Genomic DNA, 25,378 nt, shown 5'->3' on the forward strand with positions numbered 1-25,378 from the left:
GATGGCACGACAAACAGGGAGGCTGCGGCCTCCCTGTTTGTTGTTGGTCAGTCCGCGGCTGAGGATGTGCCGCCGCGCTCGACGGTGGCGGTCGGCGTGGCACGCTGAGTGCGGCTCGGGTCACTCATTAGACTGCCGATATAGCGGGCCCGCTTGTGGGGCTTGATGCGGCTCACGTCCACCCACACCAGACCGTCGATACAGTGGTTGAAGTCGGGGTCTGTGCCAAAGTCCATAAACTGCACGCCGCCCGGTTCGCACAGCTCGGAATACTGCTTGTAGAGGGTGGGGATGGCGCAGCCCAGATTGTCGAGCCGGGCCTTGAGGTGTTTGAGATCGGCGCCGTAGTTCTGCCCCTCGAACAGCGGCTGCGTCTGGGGGTAGGGACGACGGGAGGGGGCCAGCGCCAGTGCGGGGGCAAAGTGCTGGCGATAGAAGCTCACCAGCAGATCCTTGGCCGCCGGCGGCAGACCGCCGGACAGCGACACAGGGCCGAACAGGTAGCGGTAGTGGGGATAGCGGGCCAGGTAGGCACCTATGCCGAACCAGAGGTAATCCAGCCCCCGCTTGCCCCAGTAGGCGGGCTGGATGAAGCTGCGGCCCAGCTCGATGGCGAGCTCCAGCCTGGGCAGCAGCTTCTCCTCGAAACCGAACAGGGTATGGCTGTAGAGGCCCGCCAATCCCTTGCTCGCCATCAGCTCGGCCACGGGGGCGAAGCGGTAGGCGCCTATGATCTCGAGCCGGGCCGGATCCCACAGGATCAGGTGGTGGTAGTCATCGTCGAAGGCGTCGAGATCCCGCCGTTTGCCCGAGCCTTCCCCCACGGCGCGAAAGGCGATCTCCCTAAGTCGCCCCAGCTCGCGCAGGATCACCGAGTGGCTCAGCTCATGGCGCCGATAGAGGTAGATCCCCTGACCGTCCGGGGTGTGACCGAGGGCCTCGCAGGCCTCGATGGCCTGCTTGAGCTGACGGCGCTCCTCCGGCAGGGCGATGGGGGCCTCGGTCGCGAGTTTGCCCCGCTTGCCCTTGCCGATCCGGTAGAGATGACTGCGCACCAGTTGCGCCGCCGTCTTGGCGGGGAGTCCGGCCAGGCTGGCCGGCGGAATGCGCGCCCCTATGGTGACCGCAATGCGCCCGCCTTGCTGGCGAAACAGCTGCTTGACCAGCAAGAGGCCCGCCCAGGCATTGTTGAGCCAGGCGGCGAGATAGAAACCCAGACCGTTGCGCCCGCCCAGATGAATCGGCACTAGTGGAGTGCGGGTACGCTGGGCCAGTTTGATGAAGCCCCCCTGCCAGGGGCCATCCTTCACTCCCTTGGGACCGAGGCGCGATACTTCGCCGGCGGGGAAGATAACCAGGGCCCCCTCGCTCGCCAGATGTTCACTCATCGCCAGTATGGCCCGCCTCTCCGTCTTGCCCCCCAGGTTGTCCACCGGCAGCAGCAAGGGGCGCAGCGGCGCCAGCTGGGCCAGCAGCTGGTTGGCTACTATCTTGACGTCCGGCCGGATGCGGCCGAGCAGGCGCAGCAGGGCCAACCCGTCCAGCGAGCCTATGGGGTGATTGGCGACGATAATGACCCGACCCGAGGTCGGTATGTGCTCCAGCTGTGTCTCGCTCACCCGGTAGTCAAAATCGAGCTGCTGCAGCGCCTGCTCAACGAAATCGAGTCCGCGCAGATGGGGGTAGCGGCCGGCAAAGTGCTGGAAGGCCTCTTCGTGCAACAGCCAGCGCAGGCCCCGGCCGAGCAGGGGGGGCAGCGGCATCTTGTCCGAGAGGTGGGGCAGGTGTTGTCGTAGCAGAATATCGACGCTGAACATGGGCTGGGCTCCGATGAGTCGTTGCCCTAGCGTGACGCCCTTCTGTTCCCGCGCCATGGCAGCGGGATGACAGTTTGATGGCAAAGAGGGGAGCCGGTTAACCGGCTCCCCTCTTTGTGGTCATGGTAGCGCTGGCTACCCGATTAACCGCGCCAGGCCGAGGTCAGCCGCACCAGCTCCACCAGGGTGGCGACCGCTTTCTCCATGGATTGCAGCGGGATGAACTCGTGCTTGCCGTGGAAGTTGTGGCCACCGGTGAACAGGTTGGGGCAGGGCAGGCCCATGAAGGAGAGGCGGGCGCCATCCGTGCCACCGCGGATCGGTTTGATCTTGGGCACTACGTCGGCGGCCAGCATGGCGGCCCTGGCCAGCTCGACGATATGCATGTGCGGCTCGATCTGGTTGCGCATATTGCGATAGCTGTCGGTCAGGGTGAGCTCGATGCGTGCCTTGGGGGCATCCAGCTGCAACGAGGCGACCCGCTCCTTGAGCTGGGCCTTGCGGGCGGCGAAGGCGTCATCATCAAAATCGCGGATGATGTAATGCAGGGTGCTCTCCTCCACTGTGCCGCTCATCTGGGCCAGGTGGAAGAAGCCCTCGTAGCCGTCGGTCGCCTCCGGGGTCTGCTCGGGGGGCATGGCGGCATGGAAGCGGGCGGCCAGGGTCTGGCTGTTGATCATGCTGCCCTTGGCGGTGCCTGGGTGCACGTTGTTGCCGACAAACCGCACAGTGGCGCTGGCCGCGTTGAAGTTTTCATACTCCAGCTCGCCCAGTTCACCGCCATCGACGGTATAAGCCCACTTGGCCGGAAATCTGTCCAAGGGGAACAGATCGGCGCCGCGGCCTATCTCCTCGTCCGGGGTGAGGCCGACCCAGACGTCGCCGCGGGGGATCTCGGGGTGGGCCTGCAGATGGGCGATGGCGCTGAGGATCTCGGCGATGCCGGCCTTGTCATCGGCGCCCAGCAGCGTGGTGCCATCCGTGGTGATGAGATCCTGGCCCAGGTAGTTTTTCAGGCAGCGATACTGGCGAATGGCCAGCACCTCGTCCCCCTTGCCCAGACAGATGTCCCCTCCCTGATAGTTCTCGATGATCTGGGGCACCACCTGCTCGGCCTCGTAGTCGGCGGTATCCATGTGGGCGATGAGGCCGATGGCGGGGGCATCCGGCTGGTTGCCCGGCAGGCAGGCGGTGAGGTAGCCGTGCTCGTCCAGGGTGACCTGGGTCAGCCCCATCTGCTGCATCTCACCTTGCAGGGCGCGGGCGAAGATCAGCTGCCCCTCGCTGCTGGGACAGATGGGGTTGGTCGCATCGGAGCGGGTATGAAAAGTCACGTAACGCAGAAAACGCTCAAGCAGGGTATCCATTGGCAAGCCTCAAACCTGTGGTGAAGGGCCATTGTGGCCAATCTTGCCGGGGCGCTTATTGAGTCAGCGCAGTTTTTGCCGCACTTTTTGGCGAAGATGTGGCGTGAAGTGTGTAAGGTAGAGTAAACAGCGGTCACAGATGTCCTATGCGGAATAAAGTGTCTAATAATCAGCATTTTTAAGCGTGTTGCCATGAGGCTCAATGAGGTGTCCGACGTGGTGTCACTAGGGCTCTGCCCGAGGGGGCCAATCCCGCGCTATTTTCAGGGGCAAGAATGACCTGCAGACGAACCTCGGCATCCCAGTGCCAGCCTCATTGGCAGCAAGATTTGATCGCCTTATGAAAAGGGGATTTTGAACACTATTTTTTATTGTCACCGCTGGCGGTAAGTGTGTACACTCCGCGCCGATCCAAGGGTAACCCTGAAGCAGGCAGAGGCCGCCAGAAACCTGAAAGATCATACGCCTATAGGGCGAGGCACGCAGAAACGACAGACACTGCTGGGGTATGGTTTCTTTAATACCGGTTAGGCTCCGGTATCAGGGAGAACAACGGACACTCATTATCCATCTGACCGAGTGAGCCAATGGCTCATCATCTTCCCTTGTCATGGGCGGTCACTGGTGTTGAGTTGGGCTGTGGTCGTGGTCGTCCATCAACACGCTTGCGTGCTGGCGCCTTCGCTTTCTTCTTTGAAACCTCCCTTGTCGTCGTGATGCGGCCGAATGATGAACTGACGGCGTGGCTGATGTCGTCTGTCATCAAAGTACCGCGGCGCTGTTTGCACAGCACCGCATACCGTTGAGCTTGATGTAAAGCCACCAGCCCCACATCAAGACTCGTTACTTCCCAAAATCCACCAGGCAGCCACAGGCTTGCCGCGATGTGCAAAGAGATGGTCTGGATGTGACAGAGAGTCACGGTCGAGGTCAAGCGGCCCTGCGCCGCGGGCTTGGACGTATGACTTTCCAGGCGCCAGCAGGCAGCCTTGGCTCGCCACGCTTTGCACTAGATGGTCTGGATGTGATTGAGGGTAACGAAGGCGGCCACTGGCCGCTCATTTGCGAGGCATAGCCCATGACTAACTGGTCCAGCAAGGACTCCTTGAAGGTCTACAACGTTCCCTACTGGGGTGCGGGTTTTTTCAATATCAATGACGCCGGTCATGTGACCGTCGCTCCCGACAAGTCACGCCCTGACGCACACATCGTCATCTCTGATGCCATCGAACAGTTGCGTCAGTCCGGGCTGACCACCCCCGTGTTGCTGCGCTTCCCCGACATCCTCAAGAGTCGGGTCGATGCGCTGTTCAACGCTTTTGGTCAGGCCATCGAGAAGTCAGGCTATGAAGGGGACTACCTGTGCGTTTACCCGATCAAGGTAAACCAGCAGCGTCGTGTCATCGAGACCATTAGCCAGTCCTACAGCGACAAGCCCCGGCTTGGCCTGGAAGCTGGTTCCAAACCGGAACTGCTGGCCGTGCTGTCCCATCACCATGAGCAAGGCTCGGTGATCGTCTGCAACGGTTACAAAGACCGCGAATATATCCGCCACGCCCTCCTGGGCAACCTGATGGGCCACAAGGTCTATATCGTGGTGGAAAAACCCTCCGAGCTGGAAATGGTGCTGGACGAGTCAGCTCGCCTCAACATCAAGCCCAACATAGGGGTGCGTGCCAAGCTTGCCTCCACCGGCTCCGGCATGTGGGAATCGAGCGGCGGCTCCATGTCCAAATTTGGCCTCTCCGCCTCCCAGATCCTGGCGCTGGTCGAGCGCCTGCGCAGTGTCGGCAAGCTGGATTGCCTGCAACTGCTGCACTTCCATCTGGGCTCCCAGATCGCCAACATCCGTGACATCCAGGGCGGTATCCGCGAGTGCGGCCGTTTCTATTCCGAGTTGCGTCGTTTGGGCGTGCCCATCGACGTGGTCGACGTGGGTGGTGGTCTGGGTGTGGACTATGAGGGCACCCGCTCCCAGAGTCACTGCTCCGCCAACTACAGCCTGTCCGAGTACGCCAACAACGTGGTGTGGGGCATAGGCGATGTGTGCCGCGAGTTCGACCTGCCGCACCCGACCATCATCAGCGAGTCCGGCCGTGCCCTCACCGCCCACCACGCCGTGCTGGTCACCAATCTGATTGGTGCCGAAGGGGTGGAGATGAGCGACATCAGCGCACCGGATGACGACGCCCCCACCATTTTGCAGAACATGTGGAAAGGCTGGCTGGATCTTCGCAGCGAAGATCCCTCCCTGCTGGAGATCTTCCACGACTCGGTGGCGGATCTGGGCGACGTGAACACCCAGTACACCATGGGTCTGCTCAACCTGGAGCAACGCGCCTGGGCCGAGATGCTGCACCAGAACACCTGTCTGGCGCTCAAAGAGCTGCTCAACCCGGTCAACCGCAACCACCGCGCGCTGGCTGACGAGCTCTCCGAGAAACTGGCCGACAAGTGCTTTGCCAACTTCTCCCTGTTCCAGTCCCTGCCGGATGCCTGGGGTATCGGCCAGGTGTTCCCCGTGATGCCGCTGACCGGTCTCGAGCGTCCGCTCAGCCGCCGCGGCATCCTGATGGACATCACCTGCGACTCGGACGGTCAGGTGGAGCACTACGTCGACGGTCTGGGTGTCGAGAGCACGCTGCCGATGCCGGAGTACGCCGAGAACGAAGTGTGCCACGTCGGCTTCTTCCTGGTCGGTGCCTATCAGGAGATCCTGGGGGATCTGCACAACCTGTTCGGTGACACCCACTGCGCAGAAGTGTGGCTCGATGACGAAGGCAAGATGGACATTCGCAACGTGGTGCGCGGCGACACCGTCGATCAGCTGCTGCGTTACGTCAACATCGACCCCTCCGTCATTCGCGAGAACTATCAGCGCATCGTCTCCCACCCGGCGCTGGACGACGCGACCCGCAAGGCCCTGCTTGACGAGCTGGAGCTGGGTCTGCAAGGCTATGCCTATCTGGAAGACGAATAAGCCTCTGGCTTGTTCGCCCCGTCGGTGGACACAAAAAGACGGGAATGAAAAACGGCGCCTTCGGGCGCCGTTTTTGTTGATGGCATCGCCATCCTCTTGCGGCGTGCGGTAGGCGGGGCGGACATCGTCATTTGAGTAGTGGATATTTGCAGTAGGGTGCTCAAGGCCCGGAACCGGCAGATATCGGCCTCAGTCCACCTCTTCTCTTGATCTGCATCAAGCCTGCCGCGGGCGGGTTATTTTACGGTCAGGAGTGATGTTGGTGGTATGTAACAAAAGGATGTGAATATGGAACTTGAAAGGGACCCGAGATGCTATACCGACGTCTGTATCGACGGTAAGTGGTATCACTATGACCACTGCAGCACGCAAGTTTACATGCTGATGGGGGGCGCGGCACCGAGACTGGAGCTGGCCTATGAGCCCAGCAGCGAGGAGGAGCTGATCGCCATGCTCCAGCAACTGGCCCGCTTCTGAGCCGGGCTGTCTGATGGCCATCGGGCAATGCGCCGCGATGGCCACCTTCTGTTTTTCTCCGTCAGCCGTTTGCCTTGCGCTCGAACAGCTGCTTGCCCATCTCCATCAGGGCACTCGCAGCGGCGTAGCTGCTGTCTGACTTGCCAACCTCATCGGCCACGTAGAGGAAGTTGGATCTGTACTTCTCCACCGCCTCTTCCCGGCTGTGCGCATCGATAAAATCCTCTTCCACCTCGAACCCCTGCGCCAGCAGCGTCTCTTTCTCAATCAGAAAGGTGGGGGAGGCCATGTCGACAAAGGTGTACTGCTGCCGGTTGGATGCCGGGACGGTAAAAAACTGGTATCTGGCCATCTGCGATTCCTCGCCTGAACGGGTGATAAATGATGTGACCTTCATCTTGTCGAATTGATCCCCGGGCCTCTTGCAGGCAAAAAAGGTAACGTTCGAATCTTGTTGTGGCTGAAGATTACCCTGCTTCCACCGCATCGCACAATGGGTAGTCGATACTTTTTTCGCCAGACAAAACAATGGGCTCTGCCTGGCAGGGCAAACAAAAAAGCCAGCCTCATCAGGAGGCTGGCGGCAGGGTTGTCGAACGAGCCATCAACCGGCGTCAGAGCGTGAAGCTCTGCACCATGGTACGCATCTGCTCGGTGAGCTGGTGGATCTGGCGGGCGGCATCGCGGGCGGCGTTGGCCACCTGCAGCGCCTCGTCGCTGCCATCCGAGATGCGCACCACGTTGCGCTCTATCTCGTTGACCACGGCCCCCTGCTGCTCGATGGCGCTGGCGATGACGGAGTTGGTATCGACCATGCGATCCACCTTCTCGGTAATGGCGCCAAAGGCCTGTTTCGCCTCCCGGGCCAGACCGACCCCCTCTTGCGCCTCATGGCTGGCCGACGACATGGCGCTGACCGAGGCGCGGGCGCCGGACTGCAGCTGCTCTATCATCTGCTGGATCTCGACGGTCGCCCCCTGGGTGCGGTTGGCAAGGGAGCGCACCTCGTCGGCCACCACCGCAAAGCCGCGTCCCTGCTCGCCGGCGCGCGCCGCCTCGATGGCGGCGTTGAGCGCCAGCAGGTTGGTCTGCTCGGCGATGCCGCGGATCACGCTGATGACGCCACCGATCTGGCTGCACCTTTGCTCCAGCTGGCCGATGGCGTCGGCGGTGCGCAGCACCTCGCGGTTGATGTGGTCGATGGCCGCTATGGTGCGCTCGACCACGGCCTCGCCCTGGCCGACCACGGTTTGCGCCTCCTGGGTCATGCGGGCGGCCTGCAGGGCGTTGCCCGCCATGTCGTGGGAGGTGGCGGCCAGCTCCTTGATGGCGGTGGCGACCTGGTGGGTCTCCCCTTGCTGATCGGAAATCACCTCCTGGGAGCGGCAGGTGCGCGCCTCTATGTCGGCGGCACTTTCCACCACGGTAACGCCGTTTTCCCGCACCCGCAGCATCAGGGTGCGCAGCGTCTGCAGCGTCACGTTGTAATCCCGGCTGATGTCAGCCAGCTCATCCTGGCCGACGATCTCGATCTGCTGGCTGAGATCCTGGGCATTGACCCGGGCGGCAATCTCCCGCACCCGGCCCACTGTGCCGCGCAGGGAGAGGTAGGCGCCGATCATCAGATAGATATAGAGCAGCAGTATGGCGGTCAGCGGCGCCGTCACCCACCAGAAGTGGCGCTGGTTGGCGGCCAGCCGCTGGTGCAGATCTGCCTCCAGCCGCTGGCGCACCTGGGCAGCCAGTGCCGTGATGGCGGTGTCCATGCCATCCCCCAGCGCCAGCACCTCTTTGGTCGAGAGCTGTACCAGCTGATCCTTCATCATCTTGTTTTCCAGGGTATCGACTCCCTGGCGCAGCTGCTGCAACAGGGCATCGGTCTGCTGGCCCAGCTCGGTGCGGTAGGCGGGAGCTATCTGGTAGAGCAGGGTCAAGTCGGCCTCCAGCTCCTGCAGGGTGGCGCTGATGAGATCGAGGCGAAAGCGCAGGCCGCTGTAGCCCTCGGCCTGAAACAGGCCGAAGTCGGCTATGGTGGCGGCCCTGTCCCGCACCTGGGCCAGCAGATCGCGCAATTGGGGCAGCCGCTCGCTGGCCAGGATCACCATGTAGTAGGTGCCAAGCGCCGGATCCTGGATCAGGCTGCTGGCGGCCGTGGTGCTCTTGTAGAGGTGGCGCACCTCGGTCAGCAGCTTGTCGTGGCGCAGGTTGCTCTGCTCCACCTCCAGGGTGAGCGCCTCGTTCTGCAGGCTTGACCAGCCTTGCGCCAGGGCGTCGAAGGCGGGGTTGCTCTGTTTGGTGTTGGCGAAGGCGGCCAGGCTGGCCTCCACGGCCCGGGCCGCCACCTTGACCTCCTCCTCGGTGGCCGGGGCCTGCTCATAGGCGTGCCGGGTGACCAGATTGCGATGGGTCAGCAGGGCCTGCTCGATGGCGGGAACAGGCGCCAGCTTGACCACGCCCGCCAGCTCCCTGCGGGCCAGGTTGTTGTCATCCTGCAATCGCCCCAGCAGGTTGGTCATGCTGTAGGCCAGTGGCAACAACATCAGGCAGGACCAGAGCAGGAATTTGTATTTGAAGGAGAGCTGATTGCCCAGCCGGATGGCCGGGGTGAAAATCCATTTCATGTGAAGCCTCGATACCCGAAGTGGCGGGTGTGCACCGCGATGGCTGGATATTACCCTTAGCCGGCGACGTCCGGTGAGACTGGGGTGCAAGTTGTGATCCCCTTGGCTTTTTCGGGGCAGGGCGGGGCTGTATGAGTCAGACAAACGGGCCACCCAGAGGGTGGCCCGTTATCGGTTGAACATTGGGCCGCGCGGCCCGGTTGGCGGCGGGTCAGTTGAACGCCAGGAAGGGCGAGACGCAGAGCAGCAGGCCGGTGATTATGATGACGTAGAGGGAGGCGCCCTTGTACTTGTGCAGCGCCGGCACCTGATAGACCAGATAGGCCGGGATCAGGCAACCCACCATGCCGAAGATGGGGCTGCAGATAGAGGTGAAGCTCAGCACGGGAGCGTTGAGCACGATGGCGCCCCAAGAGAGCAGCACGGTGAACAGCATGATGCCGCGACCCACCAACCCCTTGTTGATGCGATCTTCCGGCATCATCCGGCGCAGCAGGTTCATCGCCAGCCCCTGGCAGGCTTCACGAAAGCCCAGGTAGACGCCGAAGTAGGCGGTCATCACGGCGAAGATGTTGAGGGTCAGGCTCAAGAGCTTGAGGGTCTGGCCCGGCATACCTTGCGCCACCATGGCCAGCGCCGAGATGTTCTCTTCGGAGGCCTTGACCGCCTGCTCGTGACCCATGGCCAGGGTGAAGGAGACGGCGTAGAAGAAGACCACCACGAACAGGATGCCGAAGGCGATGTTCATGGCGCGCATCGCCTTGAAGCGGGCCACTTCCAGCGACTTCTCCCGCGAGCGGTAGGAGATCACCATGGGGCTCAGGCTCTGGATGAAGAGGATGGAGGTGAGGGTGAAGGGCAGCATGATGATGGCGTCCTTCATCCAGTCACCGGCCGCCGGCATGGCGGTGATGTTGGCCGCATCCCACTTGTCGACCATCATGAGGCCGAGCACGGCCACCACGCTGATTTTGGTCAGCACCATGAAGGTGGAGATCTTGAACAGCAGGTTCTCGCCACGGGAGGCCAGCGCCACCAGGCCGCAGATCAGCACTAGGCCGTAGAAGGGATTCTCGGAGAGCAGCTGTTGGGTTACCCCGAAGCTCTGCAGGAAGGAGGCGCTGTCATTGGTGATGGCGGTGGAGTAGACGAACACCCAGATCACCAGCATCACGAAGTAGAGGGCGCCGAGCAACATGCCCCAGTTCTTGCCGAGGTAGCCCGTGATGACGCTGGGGTAATCCTTGCACTCGGGCGAGGTGGCCAGGGTATTGATGAAGAGGCGCTGGAACATATACATGGCCGGGTAGCCGATCACCGCCGACAGCAGGAAGACCCACAAGCCCATCAACCCCACCTGCACCGGCAAAAAGACGATCCCCGCGCCTATGGCCATGCCGATGCTCATGATGATCCAGCCCCAGTCGGTGCTGTCAAAACGAACTGCTTCTTTCCATTCCAGCGTGCCCATGGCGGGCCGGGTGAGTGTCGTGCTGTGAGCGTCCATGGTTGACCTTGTTGTTATGTGAGTGATTGTTGGCGCAAATATAGTTGAATAAAAAACCCTAAACAATGGCGGGTTTCTCTCATCGGCTCAAATCGGAATGGCGCTCACAGTTTGTGTTAATGCGGCGTTATCGCGCTAATCTGGTTTTAAATTTATAAAATAGTTGAACGAATGGTTTTAAAAGCAAATAATGTTGCATGAAACAAATTGCACAAGTGCAACATTATTTGAATGTAAGTGGAGGCCATATGAAAACCATCATCACATCAGCCGCAGCACCCGATGCCATCGGTCCCTACAGTCATGGCACCGCCTATGGCGACCTCATCTTTACCTCAGGCCAGTTGCCTGTGTGCAAGCAGCAGGGCGGCGTGGTGGAGGGGGGGATCGCAGCCCAGACCCGCCAATCGCTGGAAAACCTGAGATCCGTGCTGGAAGCGGCCGGTGGCAGCCTGGATACCGTGCTCAAGACCACCTGTTATCTGGCGGAGATCGGCGATTTTGCCCAGTTCAATGCCGTCTACAAAGACTATTTCCAGCAAGATTGCCCGGCCCGCAGCTGCTTTGCAGTGAAGGATCTGCCGATGGGCGTCAAGGTTGAAATCGAAGCGATCGCCCACATCGCCCGTTAATGCTGATAAAAAGGTCCCCGCAATGAAGCAAGCATGGCAGCAGTATCTGCAGATTATTCAACAGGTTGTCAAACCGGCGCTGGGCTGTACCGAGCCCGTCGCCGCCGCTTATGCCGCCGCCGTCGCCGCTCGGCAACTGGGCTGTGAAGTCCGGCGCATTGAGGTCGCGGTGTCGGATAATCTCTACAAAAACTCCATGGGGGTCTATGTGCCCGGCACCGGCAAGATAGGGCTGGCCATCGCCGCGGCCGCCGGTGCCATCGGCGGCAAGGCCGATGCCGGACTTGAGGTGCTGGCCGCCATCACCCCGGTGCAGGTTGCCCAAGCCCAGACCCTGATCGATGCCGGTGGCGTCCAGGTCAGCCGCACCGAGGCGCCCGAGTTCATCTACTGCCGCGTGAGTGTGTTCGGCGCTGATGAGAAGGGGGAGGAGCACAGCGCCGACGTGACCCTGTGCGGCGGCCATACCCGCATCGTCGAGCAGCGCCGCGACGGCGAGGTGACTTTCACCGCCGATCAGAGCCAGCGTGGGGCCACAGGCGCCATCTGTGACGGCGTCGACATCAGCATCGCCGCCATCCATGAGTTCGCTACCCAGGTGGAATTTGAGCAGATCCGCTTCATCCTCCAGGCATCCGAGCTCAACGGCAAGCTCTCCGACGAGGGGATGAATCACCCCTATGGCCTGGAGATAGGCCGCACCATGCAAAAGAGCATCAGCGCCGGCTTCATCGGCGAAGATGTGATGAATCGCATCGTGATGCGTACCGCCGCCGCCTCCGACGCCCGCATGGGGGGCGCCAGCCTGCCGGCCATGAGCAACTTCGGCAGCGGCAACCAGGGCATAGCCGCCACCATCCCGGTGGTGGTGATCGCCGAGCGCTACGGCGCCAGCGAGGAGCAGTTGGCGCGGGCCCTCATCATGAGCCACCTGGGGGCCATCTACATCAAGTCCCACTATCCGCCCTTGTCGGCGTTTTGTGGCAATACGGTCACCAGTGCGGCGGCCGCCATGGCCATGGTCTATCTGGCGGGTGGCAGCCTGGCGCAATCCTGTCACGCCATCCAGAACGTGCTGAGCGACAGCGCCGGCATGGTGTGTGACGGGGCGAAAGCCTCCTGCGCCATGAAGGTGAGCACCTCCTCCGGCGCGGCCGTGCGCGGCTTCCTGATGGCCATCAACAGCCATTCGGTGTCGGGGCAGGGGATCGTCTCGCACGATGTCGAGCAAACTATCAAAAATATCGGGCAGATGGTAAAAGACGGCATGTCTGCCACAGACACCACCATTATCGACATCATGTCTGCTTGATCACGCGACCTGGCTGCTGCCGGTGACGGGCAGCAGCACTACCATGAAGGCCCCCATGAAACTGCAAGAGTTGACCCCGACTGACTTCGAGATCCTCAAGGCGATGGAGATCATAGTGGACGGCATCGCCGCCATGTATGGCCAGCACACCGAGGTGCTGCTGCACAGTCTGGATGTGCGCAATCCTGCCATCATCAAGATTGCCAACGGTCATATCACGGGTCGCAGTGTCGGGGCTCCCATCACCAACCTGGCGATGATGAAGCTCAAGAGCGGGCAGGATATCTCCAGCCCCTACATGACCAAGTGCGCCACCGGCAAGACCCTGCGCTCCCTCACCACCGTCATTCGCAATGGCGAGGGGCAGGCCATAGGGCTGCTCTGCATCAACACCGACATGGATGCCCCGCTGCAATCCGTGCTGCGCACCATGATGCCCGAGTGCATGCAGCACCATGAGCCGAGCGGCACGCCGGAAGTGTTCGCCCGCAACATAGACGAGGCCCTCAACAGCACCATAGACACCGTCAGTGCCGAGGTGCGTGGCAACGACGCCGTGCCGCCGTCCCAGAAGACCCGGGTCATGGTCAAGCAGCTGCATGATCTGGGGATCTTCGAGCTCAAAGACAGCGCCCAGATAGCCGCCCGCCAGCTCGACATCTCGGTGCACTCCATCTACCGCTATCTGCGGGAAATCAAGAAAGGCTGAGCCCGCCCAGCCTGAACGTCGTGGCAGGAACCGGGTCAGCCCTGACCCGTTTGCCCGCCCCTTGCTGTCAGCTGAGTCTCCATCGCCCCGCTCATCTGTTATCATCTGCCCTCTCGTCTATCTCAACTTGCTGGAGAAACCATGCCTCGCACCCTCTATCTGCTGCGCCACGGCCAAACCCGCTATAACGCCGAGCTGAGGCTGCAGGGGCGCTGCAACTCGGACTTGACCGCCAAAGGGGAGGCGCAAGCCACCGCCATGGGCGCTCGCCTGCACGACCTGCTGGATGACGCCGCACACTGGACTATCTATGCCAGCCCGCTCGGTCGGGCGCGGCAGACGGCGCAACTGGTGTGCCAACAGCTGGGGTTCGATAGCGAGCGCATCGTCTGGGACGAGCGGCTGGTGGAGCTGAACATGGGGGAGTGGGAGAGTCGTCGGGTGCCCGAGCTGCTGGCGGCCTACCCAGATCTCGATCTGGAACAGCCCGACTGGTATCTGCAGGCCCCTGGTGGTGAAGATTTTCAAGGCATACAGCGCCGGGCCCAGGCGTGGCTGCAGGATGAGCGCATTGCCGAGCGCGCCATCGTGGTCTCCCACGGCCTGTTCGGCGCCATGCTGCGCGGCGCCTATGCCGATCTGGACTACACCACCACCTGGTCACAAGAGCTGCCGCAGGATGCCTTCTTCAAACTGAGCGGCGGTCGCATCGAGCGGATCCCCTGCTGACCCCGGCCAAAACGGCTCGCCATTGGCGAGCCGTTTGTCGTTTAGCCAACGGCCAATTTTGCTGCATCCTTCCACATAAATGGCGGCATCGGAGTAGTGAGATGCCACCTAATGTTCATCGGTTGGCTGCCGCTGTGGGAGACGTACTCCACCTCACCAAAGTTCACAAAGCCAAGGGTGCGGCCAAATTCATCTTTGCTCTGCTCACGGACGAACAAAAACAAACGCTTACCTTCTGCTCTGTGGTTTATGTAACTCAGACCCTTACCCCGCTCGGGGCGAGCGCTGTTTTGGCTCTGCCAATGGAACAGTGACTCGTTGATGGCGTAGTCGTGATAACGGGTGGTGGGGGAGAAGTGCTGCTCCGTTTTGTTCAGAGTCACGAACAGCAACTCGATATTTTGCTCTGCGATGACATAGACCCCTTCGCGAGCAGTGGGTTGCTGCGCGAAGGTGGTCGCGCCAAAGCCAACCAGCACCTGCTCTCTGGCATAGCGAGCATGCAGTTGCAGCGGATTACCGGGAAGACCGGGCATGGCTCGTTGTTCGTGCTGCACCCGGTTGATCAGCATGGGTAACAGATCTGCCAGCTCGGTCCTTAACTCTGGTTGATTGAGTTGTTTCAGGCTGTGCGACAACGTGCTAAAGCCTGCGTTGGGGCCGCTCTGTTGCCAGAAGTCGTAATGGCACATCAAGGCCATCCGTTCATCGTGCTCAGCCGTTAAGGTAAAGGCGCTTTCCACCAAGGTTTGTAAGAAGTTCAAGTAATGGAGCGCATCGCAACCCAATAGCCGGGTTCTGATAGCCCGGGTATAGAGGGTAGATAGCTTCTCATCGCTCATTTCAGAAACGGTGTGGTTGCGGGCCTGTTTGACCAAGGCGCTCCAGTTACTGCGTTTGTAGATCTCCTCAAGGCTGATGTGAGGGTAAAACTTCAAAAAATTCGCCAGTGTCAGCGGTAAATCGCAATCCTGTGAGAAACGGCGGATCAGGCCCATGAGGCGCGAGGTATTGAGGGTCGCCTTCTTGATATTGCTCAGAATTAACTCTTGGGTCTGTTTTGAGAGTTCGATGCGGCAACCCAATGGGGCATGGGGAAAGCCTTGTTTGATTTCGTGGCTGATCGCCTTATTGGTTTTACCCACCAGAGCCCGGAATTTCTGGGCAAAGTCGTACTCTGCGCGAGCATTGCCAACAAAATCCAACACGGTACAACACTCTTTATCGCTCGCCAGCCGCAGGCCCCGCCCTAATTGCTGCAAGAAAATAGTGAGGCTTTCCGTTGGTCGTAAAAACAGCAAGGTATCGACTTCCGGGATATCAATACCTTCGTTGAAGATGTCTACCACGCAGAGAATATTGATGACGCCGGTACGCAAATCTTGTTGTTTGCTATGGCGCTCGTCTCGGTTATCGCTGGTGAGGATGTCAGCCTTGATGCCCTTCAATAAAAATGCCTTGCACATAAAATCGGCATGTTCACGGCTCACACAAAATGCCAGCGCTTTGATCTTGGCAATATCGGTGACGATCTCATAGAGGCTTTGGACTATTTTCTGCACCCGCTGTTGATTATGGGTATAGATATTGGTGAGCTCAGTGATGTCATAACGACCATTTTTCCAAGCGACTTGGCGCAAGTCAGTATCATCATCGATACCAAAATATTGGAACGGGCAGAGATTGCGACGATTGATGGCCTCTGGTAAACGAATCTCCGCTGCGATGACACCACAAAAGTCAGCGAGAATATCACCGCCATCATGGCGCTCTGGCGTTGCGGTTAATCCCAACAGAATGTGAGGTTCAAAGGCAGCGAGCAGACCACGATAACTGACCGCTGCAATATGGTGAACCTCATCGATGACGATGTAATCGAAATAGTCTGGGCTAAGACGCAAAGTAGCCAGCTGGTTATTCAAGGATTGCACCGAGGCAAATAGCTGACGGTAGTGAGTAGGCACGGCACCGCCGACCAAGAGTTCGCCAAAATTGGATTGCTTGAGCACTCCGCGGTATGAGGCCAATGCTTGGCGCAAGATCTCCTCTTTGTGGGCGACAAACAGGAACTTGGCGTCGGGTTTGGTTTTCAGAAAACGCGCAAAATCAAAGGCGGAGATCAGGGTTTTCCCTGTTCCGGTGGCCGCAACCACCAAGTTACGGAAGCGCTGGTGTAAAGTGCGCTCCATCGCCAATTGCTCAAGGATCTCCTGTTGATGGGGAAATGGCGCGATATCAAAGAAATAGGCGGGGCTATTTTTGTCCCCATTCCCACGGGCCTCTTGCAGCGCATGCTGCAATTTTGTACGGCTTTCGAGCTTGCCATCAAACAGCTCAAAATCATCGGACTCCCAATAGGTTTCAAAGGTACTCAGGGATTTCTCAATAATATGAGGGATCTCTTGCGAGGTGATTTTTAGGTTCCACTCCAAACCACTGGTGAGGGCAGAATGAGAGAGGTTGGATGAACCTATATAGCCGGTATGAAAGCCCGTATTTCGGCAAAAGAGATAGCTCTTGGCATGCAACCGCTCGCGCTGGGTGTTGTAGCTGAGTTTGACTTCTGTGTTGGGCAGGCTGGCTAAAAATTCGACTGCTTTGGCATCGGTTGCCCCCATATAAGAAGTGGTAATCACTTTTAATTGGCGGCCACTACGGGTGAACTCCTCCAGCTCATGGCGAAAAATACGAATGCCTGCCCATTTGATAAATGAGACCAGCCAGCAGATGCTATCTGCCGATAATATTTCCCGTTTAATCTCTGATTCCATCGACAAACCCGCATTGCTGCCGCAGAAAAGCTCACTTTGCGTTAGACCTGTCAGAGGGAAAATATCTTCGGCATATTGCTTTAAATTAGCGGAGATGGGGTTATCCAACTGGTAGAGCGCCGTCAGGATTTTTCCCTGACTATCGATGAGGTTCTCGCCAATAAAGTCTGGGTCTTGTGTGCGATCCTTTAACCAAAGCAATAACTGGTTAGCCAGTTCAATTTGCCGTTGCAGCTGATCCTCTCCAGTGACCGAACCCACCGCATATTCCAAAACACGGCTCAGAAATCGTGATAACCAGACTGCCGCTTCGGCCGGCTCAAGCTGGCGTTCCCCTACGTAAAAACGCTCGCGGTCGAGTCGAGATGTCAGCAGTTGAGTAATGAGCTGTTCATAAATACCGCATTGTTGCATCGCACACTGGCCTTGAACGTTGTACATAAGGGTGGAGAGAAGAGTATCATTTTTTCCAACCAAATCAGTAAGCTGTTGTCGCCTGTTACTCGTTTGAAGATCGCTCACGGTTTTCCGTGATACAGCTCGGCAGTGGTAACCACAGGGAGGTGGTGATGGATCCGGTTTCTTATCTTTTCTCGGCTTATCTCAATCTGGTACAGCAGCAGGTATCGGATATTTATGGTACTGAGCTCAAGTCGCTGGTGGTGGAGTATGAGGGGGAGCAGATCCCCTTTGCCTTCCAGTTTTGGCAGCTGCAGCCGAAAAGCGTCTGCCGCAGCTACGAGCAGGATGCACGGCGCTTCAGCCAATGCACTGTCAAGGCGGCGGCGCTATTTAGCAAGCTGTGCGATCAGTTGTCCCGCCAGGACAGTAATTGGCAGCAACCTCAGTATCGCGCCATGTACTGCGCGGCGTTAGTCAACTATCGCCCCATGATCGCCGACATTCGCGAGAGCAAACAGGATCCTGCCCGGCAGGCTGAACGCGCCTGCAATCAGGCCATTCTAGCGGCCATGGACAGTGATGATGAAACCCTGCTGGCTCAGCGTGAACAGGCTTGTGGCGCGCAGCGGTGAACACCAAGGCCTCTTTCACTCAGCCATCAGCCGTTCTAGGCCATCTTTGCGCCTTGCGGCACAGTTGCCATGTGTGCAATTGGATATGATGAAGGGGGTTGGCGGGCCAGTCTGTACGGCCTGCGGCATCGACACACAGCAACCAGGAGGGGACATGATCAGCCACATCGACCATCTGGTATTGACGGTGAGCGACATAGATCGGGCCGTCGCGTTTTACAGCTCTGTGCTCAACATGGAGGCCATCACCTTTGGCAAGGGGCGCCGGGCGCTGCGCTTTGGCAACCAGAAGATCAATCTGCAACTGCCGGGGCAGGAGCCACGCAACCGGGCGCAGGTGGGGGCGGGGGATCTCTGCCTCATCACTCGCTGGCCGCTGGAACAGGTCATAGCCCAGCTTCACTGTCACGGAGTCGAGATAGTGGAGGGGCCCGTCACCAAGAGCGGCGCCTGCGGGCCCATCGAATCCGTCTACTGCCTGGATCCGGATCAGAACCTGGTCGAGATCAGCCGTTATCCCTGATGGCACGGTCTGATCCCTGCCGGCGAATGCTGCGGGCCCTGCCATGGACCCGTCAGACCCTATCGTAATCAGCTGCCTCTGGAGGGGGGATGACACCCCTCGGCTTCCGGCTCGCGCTTTACTGCCTGCCGACCGCCCTAAAAGGGTGAGTCCGGCGTATCCGCTTCATCTAAAAACGCGTCTATGTCGGCCCGATAGTCGGCATCCCTGAGATCGTCGCCGATAGGTTCCGGCTGCCCCATGGCCGCCGACGGGGGCTGGGCCGGCGTCGCGGGCAAAGGGAGGCAAAGTAACAAGTGCTGGTGGAGGCAGGGGGAAGGCCATGAAAAACGCGGCCGCCCCAGGGCGGCCGCGCTGTGTGTTGAGTCTGGTTAGCAGACTCCCTGCGCCAGCATGGCGTCGGCCACCTTGACGAAGCCGGCGATGTTGGCGCCACTTTCGTAGTTCACATGGCCCTCGCCATCCTGTCCATAACGCACGCAGGTGGCGTGGATGCTGGTCATGATCCCCTTGAGACGGGCGTCCACCTCTTCCCGGCTCCAGGATAGGCGCTGGGCATTCTGGCTCATCTCGAGGCCCGAGGTGGCGACCCCACCGGCGTTGGCGGCCTTGCCCGGGGCAAACAGCACCCTGGCGTCGTGGAAGAGACGGATGGCCGCTGCGTTGGAGGGCATGTTGGCCCCCTCGGCCACCAGCAGCACGCCGTTCGCGATCAGGGCGGCGGCATTTGATTCATCGATCTCGTTCTGGGTGGCGCAGGGGAGGGCGACGTCGGTCGCCAGATGCCAGGGAGTGCGACCGGTGAAGAACTCCAGCCCCAGCTCATGGGCGTAATCCGCCACCCGCTTGCGCTGCTCGTTCTTGAGTGCCATCAGTCGGGCCAGCTTGTCGGGGGTAAAGCCATCCGGATCATGGACTGTGCCACCGGAGTCGGAGGCGGTGATCACCCTGGCGCCGAGCGCCATCGCCTTCTCGATGGCGTATTGGGCCACGTTGCCCGAGCCTGACACTGACACCGTCATGCCCGCCAGCGACTGATCGCGATGGGCCAGCATGGCCTGGGCGAAATAGAGCAGGCCGTAGCCGGTGGCTTCCGGGCGGATCAGGCTGCCGCCAAAGGAGAGTCCCTTGCCGGTGAAGACGCACTCGGCGTTGTTGGTGAGCTTCTTCATCATGCCTGCCATGTAGCTCACCTCGCGCCCCCCCACGCCGATGTCGCCGGCGGGCACGTCTGTGTTGGCCCCGAGGTGGCGATAGAGCTCCAGCATCAGCGCCTGGCAGAAGCGCATCACTTCTCCCTCGCTCTTGCCCTTGGGGTCAAAATCGCTACCCCCCTTGCCGCCGCCCATGGGCAGGGTGGTGAGGGCGTTCTTGAAGGTCTGCTCGAAGGCGAGGAACTTGAGCACCGAAAGATCCACCGAGGGGTGAAAGCGCATGCCGCCCTTGAAGGGGCCAATGGCCGAGCTGTGCTGGATGCGATAGCCGCGATTGACCTGCACCCGGCCCAGATCGTCGACCCAGCTCACCCGAAACTGGATCAGCCGCTCCGGCTCCACCAGTCGCTCCAGCAGGCCATGTTGCAGGTAGCGGGGGTGGCGTTCCACATAGGGCCAGATGGAGGCGACCACCTCGCTCACCGCCTGAATGAACTCGGGCTGGTGGGGGTTGCGACTGGCCACCTGGGCCAGAAAATCCGTCTGGGATAGGGAATGACTCATCTGTAACTCCTGTAGTGAATGATGAAATTGGCCTCTTGCCAGAGAAAAGCGTATGCCGTGCATCCAAATTTATGATTTGTGTTGGGGGTGAATGCGGGCAAAGATTTGGTTTTGTGTCTTTTTCGCCAACGATTGTTGTGTTTTCCACCGAAAGTCACAGAAGAGCGGGGTGGTTGCAGCAAGATAATTCGCGATAACTAAAATCTTTTTATGCGTTTTAAGTCAATAAATAGCAAGCGCTTATTGGTGCTGTGTGGCGCCGGGACAAGCCGATTGCATATGGCATGAATGTTTTCAGGGTGAAAATGGGAGGCTCTTCGGCCTCGTTCTGGTCGACATTTTTTAACCTTTCTCTTGGTTGCATCCGGGCCTTGCCGTGTTGGGCTAGGAGCAATGCACCCGCGGTGCGGTTGCATAATGGCATGACGCCCCGCACATTTTGCTGCGGCGCGTCGCCGTGAAGGGCAAGTATCCGGCGTGCTGGACGGGGCAATATGCTACTGTAGCGGCGTTTTTTGATGGTTAAGCTGGCCTTGGCCTTTTTGAAGATGGAATGGTATGCAGAACTTTGACGTAGTGAATCGGCTGATGCAGCAGACAGCCTCCCCGGCTTGGCCGGCACCGGCAACCGCGCAACTGGATGGGGCTATCGGCCTGTGGCAGGTGACTCATGCTGGCTGATGAATCCATGCGCCTGAACAAATACATCAGCGAGAGCGGCATCTGCTCGCGCCGTGAGGCCGACCGCTTCATCGAGCAGGGTCAGGTCTTTATCAATGGCAAGCGGGCCGGGATCGGCGATCAGGTGTTTGCCGGGGATCTGGTCAAGGTCAACGGTCAGGTGATCGAGGCGCGGGAAGCCGACAGCCTGGTGTTCATCGTGCTCAACAAGCCGGTGGGCATCGTCTCCACCACGGAGGCGGGCGAGAAGGACAACATAGTCGACTTCGTCAACCACAGCACCCGCGTCTTCCCCATCGGGCGGCTCGATAAGGACTCCCAGGGGCTCATCTTCCTGACCAACCACGGGGATCTGGTCAACAAGATACTGCGGGCGGGCAATGATCACGAGAAAGAGTATCTGGTGACCGTCGACAAGCCGGTGACCGACGAGTTTGTGCGCGGGATGGCGGCCGGGGTGCCGATCCTCGGCGCCGTCACCAAGAAGTGCAAGGTGAAGAAAGAGGCGCCCTTCGTGTTTCGCATCACCCTGGTGCAGGGGCTCAACCGCCAGATCCGCCGCATGTGCGAGCACTTCGGCTTCGAGGTGACCAAACTCGAGCGCATTCGCATCATGAACGTCAGCCTCAAGGGGTTGCCGGTAGGCGAGTGGCGGGATCTGACCGACGACGAGCTGATCGAGCTGTTCAAGCTGATCGAAGACTCCTCCTCCGAGGTGAAACCGGCCAAAGGCGACAAGCCCAAGGCGGCTAAAGCCGCTGTTGCTCAAACCGGCAAAGCGGCGCAAGGCAAGAAGCCGCGCCGGGATGATGATCACGAGATAGGCGGCCGCCCCAATGTGCCTGGCCCGGAGGCCTTCGAGAAGAAGAGCCCGGTAGGCAAGGTGGGATTGGGTAAGGGGGCTGCTGGCAAAGGCGGCGCTGGAAAAACCGCCGCAGGCAAAGGAGCCCCCAACAAGGGCGGCAAACCAGCCGCAGCCAAACCGCGCGCCGGCCAGTCCGGCCGCCAGAAGAAGGGGCGCTGAGGCGCAATCCTGAGCGGCGTCAGCCTTCTCTTGTTATCCCCAACACACCGGCTCAGGCCGGTGTGTTGCTTTGGGCCGCACTGCTTGCCGTGGCCGCAGGCGCTGGGGTTGGCAACCTCATCACCTTGGCATAGCCGCGCGGATCGAGGCGCAGCACCAGCAGGCTCATCAGCAGCAGGCCTCCCAGCTGCCACTGCCAGGCGGCGGCGAAGTCACCGCTCAGGTGATGGAGGCGGGCCGCCACCCAGGGGCCGGTGGCCGCCAGCATGAAGCCGAATCCCTGCATCAGGGCGCTGAGGGTGCCGGCACGGCGCGGATCCGGCAGGTGATCGAGCGCGATGACCATGATGAGGGAGAAGCTACCGCCGAGTCCTGCGCCACACAGCATGCACCAGAGGACGGGGGCGGCTTGTGGGGCGAGCCAGAGGCCGCCAAAACCGGCCAGCTGCATGACAATCGCCAACCCCATCCAGGGGCGCCGGTCTGTGTTGCGGGCCGCCAGCAGGGGCAGGCCGAGGCCGCTGACGGTCTGGGCCAATGCCAGCCAGGCCACCAGCTCGCCTCCCTGCTGGGCGCTCCATCCTTGCGCCATGTAGGCGGGTGCCAGCCAGGCGACGACGATGCCGTAGCCGCTGTTGATGATGCCAAAACAGCCGATCAGCAGCCAGCTACGGGGCAGGGCGATCAGTCGCTGCTCGCTGTGGGGAACTGCGGCCGCAGCGGCGCCTGGCAGCCGTACCCGCCAGACAAGCCAGACCATGGCCAGCAGCACCGGCAGGCTCCACAGCGCCAGCGCCCGCGACCAGTCGAGGTTTGTCGCCAGCTGCGGGGTGAGACTGGCCCCCAGTGCCCCGCCCCCCATCATGCAGGCCGAGAAGATCCCCATCACCAGCGGTACCTTGTGGGCGAAGCACTGCTTGATAAGGCCGGGCAGCACTCCTTGCACCAGCGCCGAGCCCAGGCCGCAGAGCGCTGCGCTGGCGATCAGCAGGGCGCCGTTCTGGGCATCAAAACGCATGGCATTCCCCATCCCCAGCAGCAAGAGGGCGGCTCCCAGCAGTTGGCGCGGGCCTGTGAGACGACGCAAGCTGGGTGTGATCAGCACGCCGACCCCGATAAGCCAGAGCGGCAACAGGGTGAGCCAGGCCAGGGTATCCATGCCCAGCGCCAGCGCGTCGGCAATATCGCGGCTCAAGGGGCCTATGGCGGTGAGGAAGGGGCGCAGGTTGAGGCCAATCAGGATCACCAGCACCAGCAGGGCCAGCGCCTGCTTGCCATCGGCGGGCAGGCTCTTACTCATGAGCCGGCTCCGCCTGTGATTTGGGAGCCTCATCGCCATAGAGGCAGGCGGCACTGATGGGGCTCGGCAGCTTGATGAGGGGCAGGGGGGGCGGGTTGAGAGGCAGTCGCAGCTTGTCATAGCTCGATGTGCTGTCAAAGCCGAAGGGGGCCGCATCCTGATTGTCGAAGGCGTAATAAACGGCGCGAATGCCGTTCATCACCAGCGCACTCAGGCACATGGGGCAGGGGTGACCGCTGGCGTAGACGATAGCTCCCGCCAGCGGCCCCGACAGGCTGGCCTGGCGCAGGGCTTCCAGCTCGGCGTGACGGGTGGGGTCACCGTCCAGATGCATGGCGTTGACGGCACTCGTCACCAGCCGCTCATCCTGTACCAGCAGGGCGGCGAAGGGGCGGCCACCCTGCTGGCGGTTGCAGAGGGCCAGTTGCAACGCCTGCTCCAGCCACCCTTGATGGGCGGGATCCGCGAGGGCGGTCAGCGAGGGAACGAGGCGAGCGCCGGTGGGGTCGACAGGGGGATGGGACATGAGAGAGACCTTGAGTCAATGGGGGGAGCAGACCAGCCTAGCGGGGGAGCCAGTCATGTGGAAATTAAATGATAGAATGGCATTCAGTGGTTTTGTAAATGGAGTGCCCCATGCTGGATCCCCTGTTGCTACGCAGCTTCGTCGCCATCGTCGACACCGGCAGCTTCACCCGCGCCGGCGAGCGGGTGCACCTGACCCAGTCCACCATCAGCCAGCAGATGCGACGCCTCGAGCAGCAGCTCGGCTGCCCGCTGCTTGACCGTTCCGGCCGCCAGGTAGTGACCACGGCAGAGGGGGAGAAGCTGCTGGGGCTGGCTCGCCGCATTCTGGCGCTGCTGATGCAGGCCGAGGAGCAGGTGACCGAAGGGAGCCTGCAACTGAGCCTAGGGGTGCCGGAGGACTTCGCCGCTGGCGCCATTGCCCCAGTGCTGGCGGCCTTTGCTCGCGACTATCCGCAGGTGCGGCTGGAGGTACACAGCGGCCTCAGTCACGAGATCTGGCAGCACTTCGAGGCCGGCGAGCTGGATCTGGCGCTGATCAAGCAGGCGCGGGGGCAGGGGGCGCCGCTTGCCAGCTGGCGTGAACCGCTGGTTTGGGTCGACAGTCGCGACTGGCCCGCCTGTGAGCGTGATCCTCTGCCGCTGGTGGTGTTCCCGAGCGAGGGGCTCTATCGACGGCAGATCACCGAGGCGCTCGATGGACAGGGGTGGCACTGGCGCATCGCCTATGTCAGCGCCAGCCTCGCCAGTTTGCAGGGGGCCGTGAGTGCGGGGATCGGGGTCAGTCTGTTGCCAAGACGGCTGCTGCAACCAGATCAGCGGGAGCTGAGCCACTGGCCGGCGGTGGCGCCGGTGGAGCTGGCGTTGCACCTGGGGGCGGAGCGTGGCGAGCCGCTGACCCGGCTGAGCCAGGCCCTCATCAGCCTGTGCGATCAGGTGATGGGGCATGCCTGAATGGTTGGGCTCGCCGTCGAGTGACCAGCCTCAGGCCATGGCCTGGCGCGGCAGCACGGCGAGCCAGAGCTCGACCTCGCCGTTGCCGGTGAGCGGGTCAAAGGCCGCCCCATAGCGTTCGAAGTCGGGCTTGTGGGCAGACAGGTAAGCGGACTGTGCCAACCAGTCCAGCGCCTGCTGCCAGGTGTGTGGCATGGTCGAGACATGACCCTGATGCAGGAAGACGGCATAGGTCTGAGGTTCGATGCTCATCCGCCCCAGCGTCTTGGGCAACACCTCCAGCGCGGCGACTTCCACCGCACACATATATTCACATTGCGTGGCAGTCACGCCGCAGATGACGCCATAGGCATGCTCGCCCAGCTGGCCAGGCAGCGGGCCCAGGGCGCTGAAGTCACGCCATTGGCCACCGAAGTCGGCGTGTGCGAAGGCATGGTGGCGGCGCAGGCCGCCAAACAGCATGGGGCGGCCGGTTTCGAAACGGATGGGATCTGTCATGGCACCTCCTGTGTTGGGTGGGGCGGCAGCGCTGCCGCACTCAGCAATCCTTGCCTTCTTTCAGCTTGCGTTGATAGTCCTCGGATACGATGGCCAGCGCCGCCAGGGCCAGGGCCGGATCGATCCGGTTGGTCTCCAGCAGCTCGATGAGATCCACCGCGAGCTTGACCTCGGGCGGGGCAGTTTCCAGTGACATGAC

Annotated in this window: 23 protein-coding genes; 11 read left to right on the top strand and 12 right to left on the bottom strand. The window is 60.8% G+C overall.

Annotated elements, in window-relative coordinates; translation table 11 throughout:
• Nucleotides 1–47 precede the first annotated feature (47 nt).
• From ACW5XD_RS17020 to ACW5XD_RS17030, 3 genes are all read right to left on the bottom strand, one after another.
• Nucleotides 48–1,817, bottom strand: a complete 1,770-nt coding sequence (locus tag ACW5XD_RS17020) for a lysophospholipid acyltransferase family protein (protein ID WP_456495877.1) — start codon at nucleotides 1,815–1,817, stop codon at nucleotides 48–50.
• 143 nt (nucleotides 1,818–1,960) lie between these two features.
• Entirely contained in the window at nucleotides 1,961–3,184 is a 1,224-nt protein-coding gene (gene pepT, locus ACW5XD_RS17025) for a peptidase T (RefSeq protein ID WP_456495878.1), read from the bottom strand.
• A 595-nt stretch (nucleotides 3,185–3,779) separates the two neighbouring features.
• Nucleotides 3,780–4,118 carry a hypothetical protein gene (locus ACW5XD_RS17030; protein ID WP_456495879.1) on the bottom strand — a complete coding sequence of 113 codons (339 nt, stop codon included), beginning with the start codon at nucleotides 4,116–4,118 and terminating at the stop codon, nucleotides 3,780–3,782.
• Nucleotides 4,119–4,262: 144 nt separating this feature from the next.
• On the opposite strand from ACW5XD_RS17030, the gene speA reads away from it, so the two are divergent.
• Both speA and ACW5XD_RS17040 read left to right on the top strand, forming a co-directional pair.
• Nucleotides 4,263–6,164: a biosynthetic arginine decarboxylase gene (speA, locus tag ACW5XD_RS17035; RefSeq protein ID WP_043135196.1), complete on the top strand. Its 1,902-nt coding sequence runs from the start codon at nucleotides 4,263–4,265 to the stop codon at nucleotides 6,162–6,164.
• 288 nt (nucleotides 6,165–6,452) lie between these two features.
• Complete coding sequence (locus ACW5XD_RS17040) at nucleotides 6,453–6,641, top strand: hypothetical protein (RefSeq protein WP_042865725.1); 189 nt, start codon at nucleotides 6,453–6,455, stop codon at nucleotides 6,639–6,641.
• A gap of 61 nt (nucleotides 6,642–6,702) precedes the next feature.
• On the opposite strand, the gene ACW5XD_RS17045 is transcribed toward ACW5XD_RS17040, so the two are convergent.
• From ACW5XD_RS17045 to ACW5XD_RS17055, 3 genes are all read right to left on the bottom strand, one after another.
• Entirely contained in the window at nucleotides 6,703–6,993 is a 291-nt protein-coding gene (locus ACW5XD_RS17045; RefSeq protein WP_456495880.1) for a hypothetical protein, read from the bottom strand.
• A 262-nt stretch (nucleotides 6,994–7,255) separates the two neighbouring features.
• On the bottom strand, nucleotides 7,256–9,262 hold the full coding sequence (locus ACW5XD_RS17050) for a methyl-accepting chemotaxis protein (RefSeq protein ID WP_456495881.1): 2,007 nt from the start codon (nucleotides 9,260–9,262) through the stop codon (nucleotides 7,256–7,258).
• A 211-nt stretch (nucleotides 9,263–9,473) separates the two neighbouring features.
• The gene (locus ACW5XD_RS17055; RefSeq protein WP_043557169.1) at nucleotides 9,474–10,769 is read right to left on the bottom strand and encodes an SLC5/6 family protein; all 1,296 of its coding nucleotides are present in this window, start codon (nucleotides 10,767–10,769) and stop codon (nucleotides 9,474–9,476) included.
• A 248-nt stretch (nucleotides 10,770–11,017) separates the two neighbouring features.
• Here ACW5XD_RS17055 and ACW5XD_RS17060 point away from each other — a divergent pair, with 248 nt between their 5' ends.
• The 4 genes from ACW5XD_RS17060 (at nucleotide 11,018) to ACW5XD_RS17075 (ending at nucleotide 14,151) form a co-directional block, all read left to right on the top strand.
• Complete coding sequence (locus tag ACW5XD_RS17060) at nucleotides 11,018–11,401, top strand: RidA family protein (RefSeq protein WP_043135200.1); 384 nt, start codon at nucleotides 11,018–11,020, stop codon at nucleotides 11,399–11,401.
• Nucleotides 11,402–11,423: 22 nt separating this feature from the next.
• On the top strand, nucleotides 11,424–12,713 hold the full coding sequence (locus ACW5XD_RS17065) for an L-cysteine desulfidase family protein (RefSeq protein ID WP_456495882.1): 1,290 nt from the start codon (nucleotides 11,424–11,426) through the stop codon (nucleotides 12,711–12,713).
• 55 nt (nucleotides 12,714–12,768) lie between these two features.
• A complete protein-coding gene (locus ACW5XD_RS17070) occupies nucleotides 12,769–13,422 on the top strand; it encodes a helix-turn-helix transcriptional regulator (protein WP_098985182.1) in 654 nt (217 codons plus the stop codon).
• 141 nt (nucleotides 13,423–13,563) lie between these two features.
• Nucleotides 13,564–14,151 (top strand): histidine phosphatase family protein, encoded by a 588-nt coding sequence (locus ACW5XD_RS17075; RefSeq protein ID WP_456495883.1) that lies wholly within the window; start codon nucleotides 13,564–13,566, stop codon nucleotides 14,149–14,151.
• Between the two features lie 41 nt (nucleotides 14,152–14,192).
• On the opposite strand, the gene ACW5XD_RS17080 is transcribed toward ACW5XD_RS17075, so the two are convergent.
• On the bottom strand, nucleotides 14,193–17,336 hold the full coding sequence (locus tag ACW5XD_RS17080; protein WP_456495912.1) for a DUF3427 domain-containing protein: 3,144 nt from the start codon (nucleotides 17,334–17,336) through the stop codon (nucleotides 14,193–14,195).
• 155 nt (nucleotides 17,337–17,491) lie between these two features.
• On the opposite strand from ACW5XD_RS17080, the gene ACW5XD_RS17085 reads away from it, so the two are divergent.
• Entirely contained in the window at nucleotides 17,492–17,956 is a 465-nt protein-coding gene (locus tag ACW5XD_RS17085) for a hypothetical protein (protein ID WP_456495884.1), read from the top strand.
• 154 nt (nucleotides 17,957–18,110) lie between these two features.
• The gene (locus tag ACW5XD_RS17090; protein ID WP_456495885.1) at nucleotides 18,111–18,479 is read left to right on the top strand and encodes a VOC family protein; all 369 of its coding nucleotides are present in this window, start codon (nucleotides 18,111–18,113) and stop codon (nucleotides 18,477–18,479) included.
• Nucleotides 18,480–18,850: 371 nt separating this feature from the next.
• Here ACW5XD_RS17090 and gdhA read toward each other — a convergent pair whose 3' ends face one another.
• On the bottom strand, nucleotides 18,851–20,197 hold the full coding sequence (gene gdhA / locus ACW5XD_RS17095; protein ID WP_456495886.1) for an NADP-specific glutamate dehydrogenase: 1,347 nt from the start codon (nucleotides 20,195–20,197) through the stop codon (nucleotides 18,851–18,853).
• Nucleotides 20,198–20,755: 558 nt separating this feature from the next.
• On the opposite strand from gdhA, the gene ACW5XD_RS17100 reads away from it, so the two are divergent.
• Complete coding sequence (locus tag ACW5XD_RS17100; RefSeq protein WP_456495887.1) at nucleotides 20,756–20,878, top strand: hypothetical protein; 123 nt, start codon at nucleotides 20,756–20,758, stop codon at nucleotides 20,876–20,878.
• On the top strand, nucleotides 20,868–21,902 hold the full coding sequence (gene rluF, locus ACW5XD_RS17105; RefSeq protein ID WP_456495888.1) for a 23S rRNA pseudouridine(2604) synthase RluF: 1,035 nt from the start codon (nucleotides 20,868–20,870) through the stop codon (nucleotides 21,900–21,902). The genes ACW5XD_RS17100 and rluF overlap by 11 nt, the downstream gene beginning before the upstream one ends.
• A 52-nt stretch (nucleotides 21,903–21,954) precedes the next feature.
• Here the strand turns inward: rluF and ACW5XD_RS17110 are convergent, their stop codons facing one another.
• Both ACW5XD_RS17110 and ACW5XD_RS17115 read right to left on the bottom strand, forming a co-directional pair.
• Nucleotides 21,955–23,202, bottom strand: a complete 1,248-nt coding sequence (locus tag ACW5XD_RS17110) for a cyanate transporter (RefSeq protein ID WP_456495889.1) — start codon at nucleotides 23,200–23,202, stop codon at nucleotides 21,955–21,957.
• The gene (locus ACW5XD_RS17115) at nucleotides 23,195–23,728 is read right to left on the bottom strand and encodes a nucleoside deaminase (RefSeq protein ID WP_456495890.1); all 534 of its coding nucleotides are present in this window, start codon (nucleotides 23,726–23,728) and stop codon (nucleotides 23,195–23,197) included. Before ACW5XD_RS17115 ends, ACW5XD_RS17110 begins: the two co-directional genes overlap by 8 nt.
• A gap of 110 nt (nucleotides 23,729–23,838) precedes the next feature.
• On the opposite strand from ACW5XD_RS17115, the gene ACW5XD_RS17120 reads away from it, so the two are divergent.
• Nucleotides 23,839–24,681, top strand: coding sequence for a LysR family transcriptional regulator (locus tag ACW5XD_RS17120; protein ID WP_456495891.1), 843 nt, complete (start codon nucleotides 23,839–23,841; stop codon nucleotides 24,679–24,681).
• Nucleotides 24,682–24,711: 30 nt separating this feature from the next.
• Here ACW5XD_RS17120 and ACW5XD_RS17125 read toward each other — a convergent pair whose 3' ends face one another.
• Entirely contained in the window at nucleotides 24,712–25,179 is a 468-nt protein-coding gene (locus ACW5XD_RS17125; RefSeq protein ID WP_456495892.1) for a GyrI-like domain-containing protein, read from the bottom strand.
• A 40-nt stretch (nucleotides 25,180–25,219) separates the two neighbouring features.
• Complete coding sequence (rsmS, locus tag ACW5XD_RS17130; protein WP_456495893.1) at nucleotides 25,220–25,375, bottom strand: pleiotropic regulatory protein RsmS; 156 nt, start codon at nucleotides 25,373–25,375, stop codon at nucleotides 25,220–25,222.
• Nucleotides 25,376–25,378 lie beyond the last annotated feature (3 nt).

The organism is Aeromonas enterica, from assembly GCF_054052465.1.

Coding starts and splice junctions, on each gene's coding strand:
- ACW5XD_RS17020 (WP_456495877.1), bottom strand. CDS start 1,817: ATGTTCAGCGTCGATATTCTGCTACGACAACACCTGCCCCACCTCTCG.
- pepT (WP_456495878.1), bottom strand. CDS start 3,184: ATGGATACCCTGCTTGAGCGTTTTCTGCGTTACGTGACTTTTCATACC.
- speA (WP_043135196.1), top strand. CDS start 4,263: ATGACTAACTGGTCCAGCAAGGACTCCTTGAAGGTCTACAACGTTCCC.
- ACW5XD_RS17040 (WP_042865725.1), top strand. CDS start 6,453: ATGGAACTTGAAAGGGACCCGAGATGCTATACCGACGTCTGTATCGAC.
- ACW5XD_RS17045 (WP_456495880.1), bottom strand. CDS start 6,993: ATGGCCAGATACCAGTTTTTTACCGTCCCGGCATCCAACCGGCAGCAG.
- ACW5XD_RS17050 (WP_456495881.1), bottom strand. CDS start 9,262: ATGAAATGGATTTTCACCCCGGCCATCCGGCTGGGCAATCAGCTCTCC.
- ACW5XD_RS17055 (WP_043557169.1), bottom strand. CDS start 10,769: ATGGACGCTCACAGCACGACACTCACCCGGCCCGCCATGGGCACGCTG.
- ACW5XD_RS17060 (WP_043135200.1), top strand. CDS start 11,018: ATGAAAACCATCATCACATCAGCCGCAGCACCCGATGCCATCGGTCCC.
- ACW5XD_RS17065 (WP_456495882.1), top strand. CDS start 11,424: ATGAAGCAAGCATGGCAGCAGTATCTGCAGATTATTCAACAGGTTGTC.
- ACW5XD_RS17070 (WP_098985182.1), top strand. CDS start 12,769: ATGAAACTGCAAGAGTTGACCCCGACTGACTTCGAGATCCTCAAGGCG.
- ACW5XD_RS17075 (WP_456495883.1), top strand. CDS start 13,564: ATGCCTCGCACCCTCTATCTGCTGCGCCACGGCCAAACCCGCTATAAC.
- ACW5XD_RS17080 (WP_456495912.1), bottom strand. CDS start 17,336: ATGCAACAATGCGGTATTTATGAACAGCTCATTACTCAACTGCTGACA.
- ACW5XD_RS17085 (WP_456495884.1), top strand. CDS start 17,492: ATGGATCCGGTTTCTTATCTTTTCTCGGCTTATCTCAATCTGGTACAG.
- ACW5XD_RS17090 (WP_456495885.1), top strand. CDS start 18,111: ATGATCAGCCACATCGACCATCTGGTATTGACGGTGAGCGACATAGAT.
- gdhA (WP_456495886.1), bottom strand. CDS start 20,197: ATGAGTCATTCCCTATCCCAGACGGATTTTCTGGCCCAGGTGGCCAGT.
- ACW5XD_RS17100 (WP_456495887.1), top strand. CDS start 20,756: ATGCAGAACTTTGACGTAGTGAATCGGCTGATGCAGCAGACAGCCTCC.
- rluF (WP_456495888.1), top strand. CDS start 20,868: ATGCTGGCTGATGAATCCATGCGCCTGAACAAATACATCAGCGAGAGC.
- ACW5XD_RS17110 (WP_456495889.1), bottom strand. CDS start 23,202: ATGAGTAAGAGCCTGCCCGCCGATGGCAAGCAGGCGCTGGCCCTGCTG.
- ACW5XD_RS17115 (WP_456495890.1), bottom strand. CDS start 23,728: ATGTCCCATCCCCCTGTCGACCCCACCGGCGCTCGCCTCGTTCCCTCG.
- ACW5XD_RS17120 (WP_456495891.1), top strand. CDS start 23,839: ATGCTGGATCCCCTGTTGCTACGCAGCTTCGTCGCCATCGTCGACACC.
- ACW5XD_RS17125 (WP_456495892.1), bottom strand. CDS start 25,179: ATGACAGATCCCATCCGTTTCGAAACCGGCCGCCCCATGCTGTTTGGC.
- rsmS (WP_456495893.1), bottom strand. CDS start 25,375: ATGTCACTGGAAACTGCCCCGCCCGAGGTCAAGCTCGCGGTGGATCTC.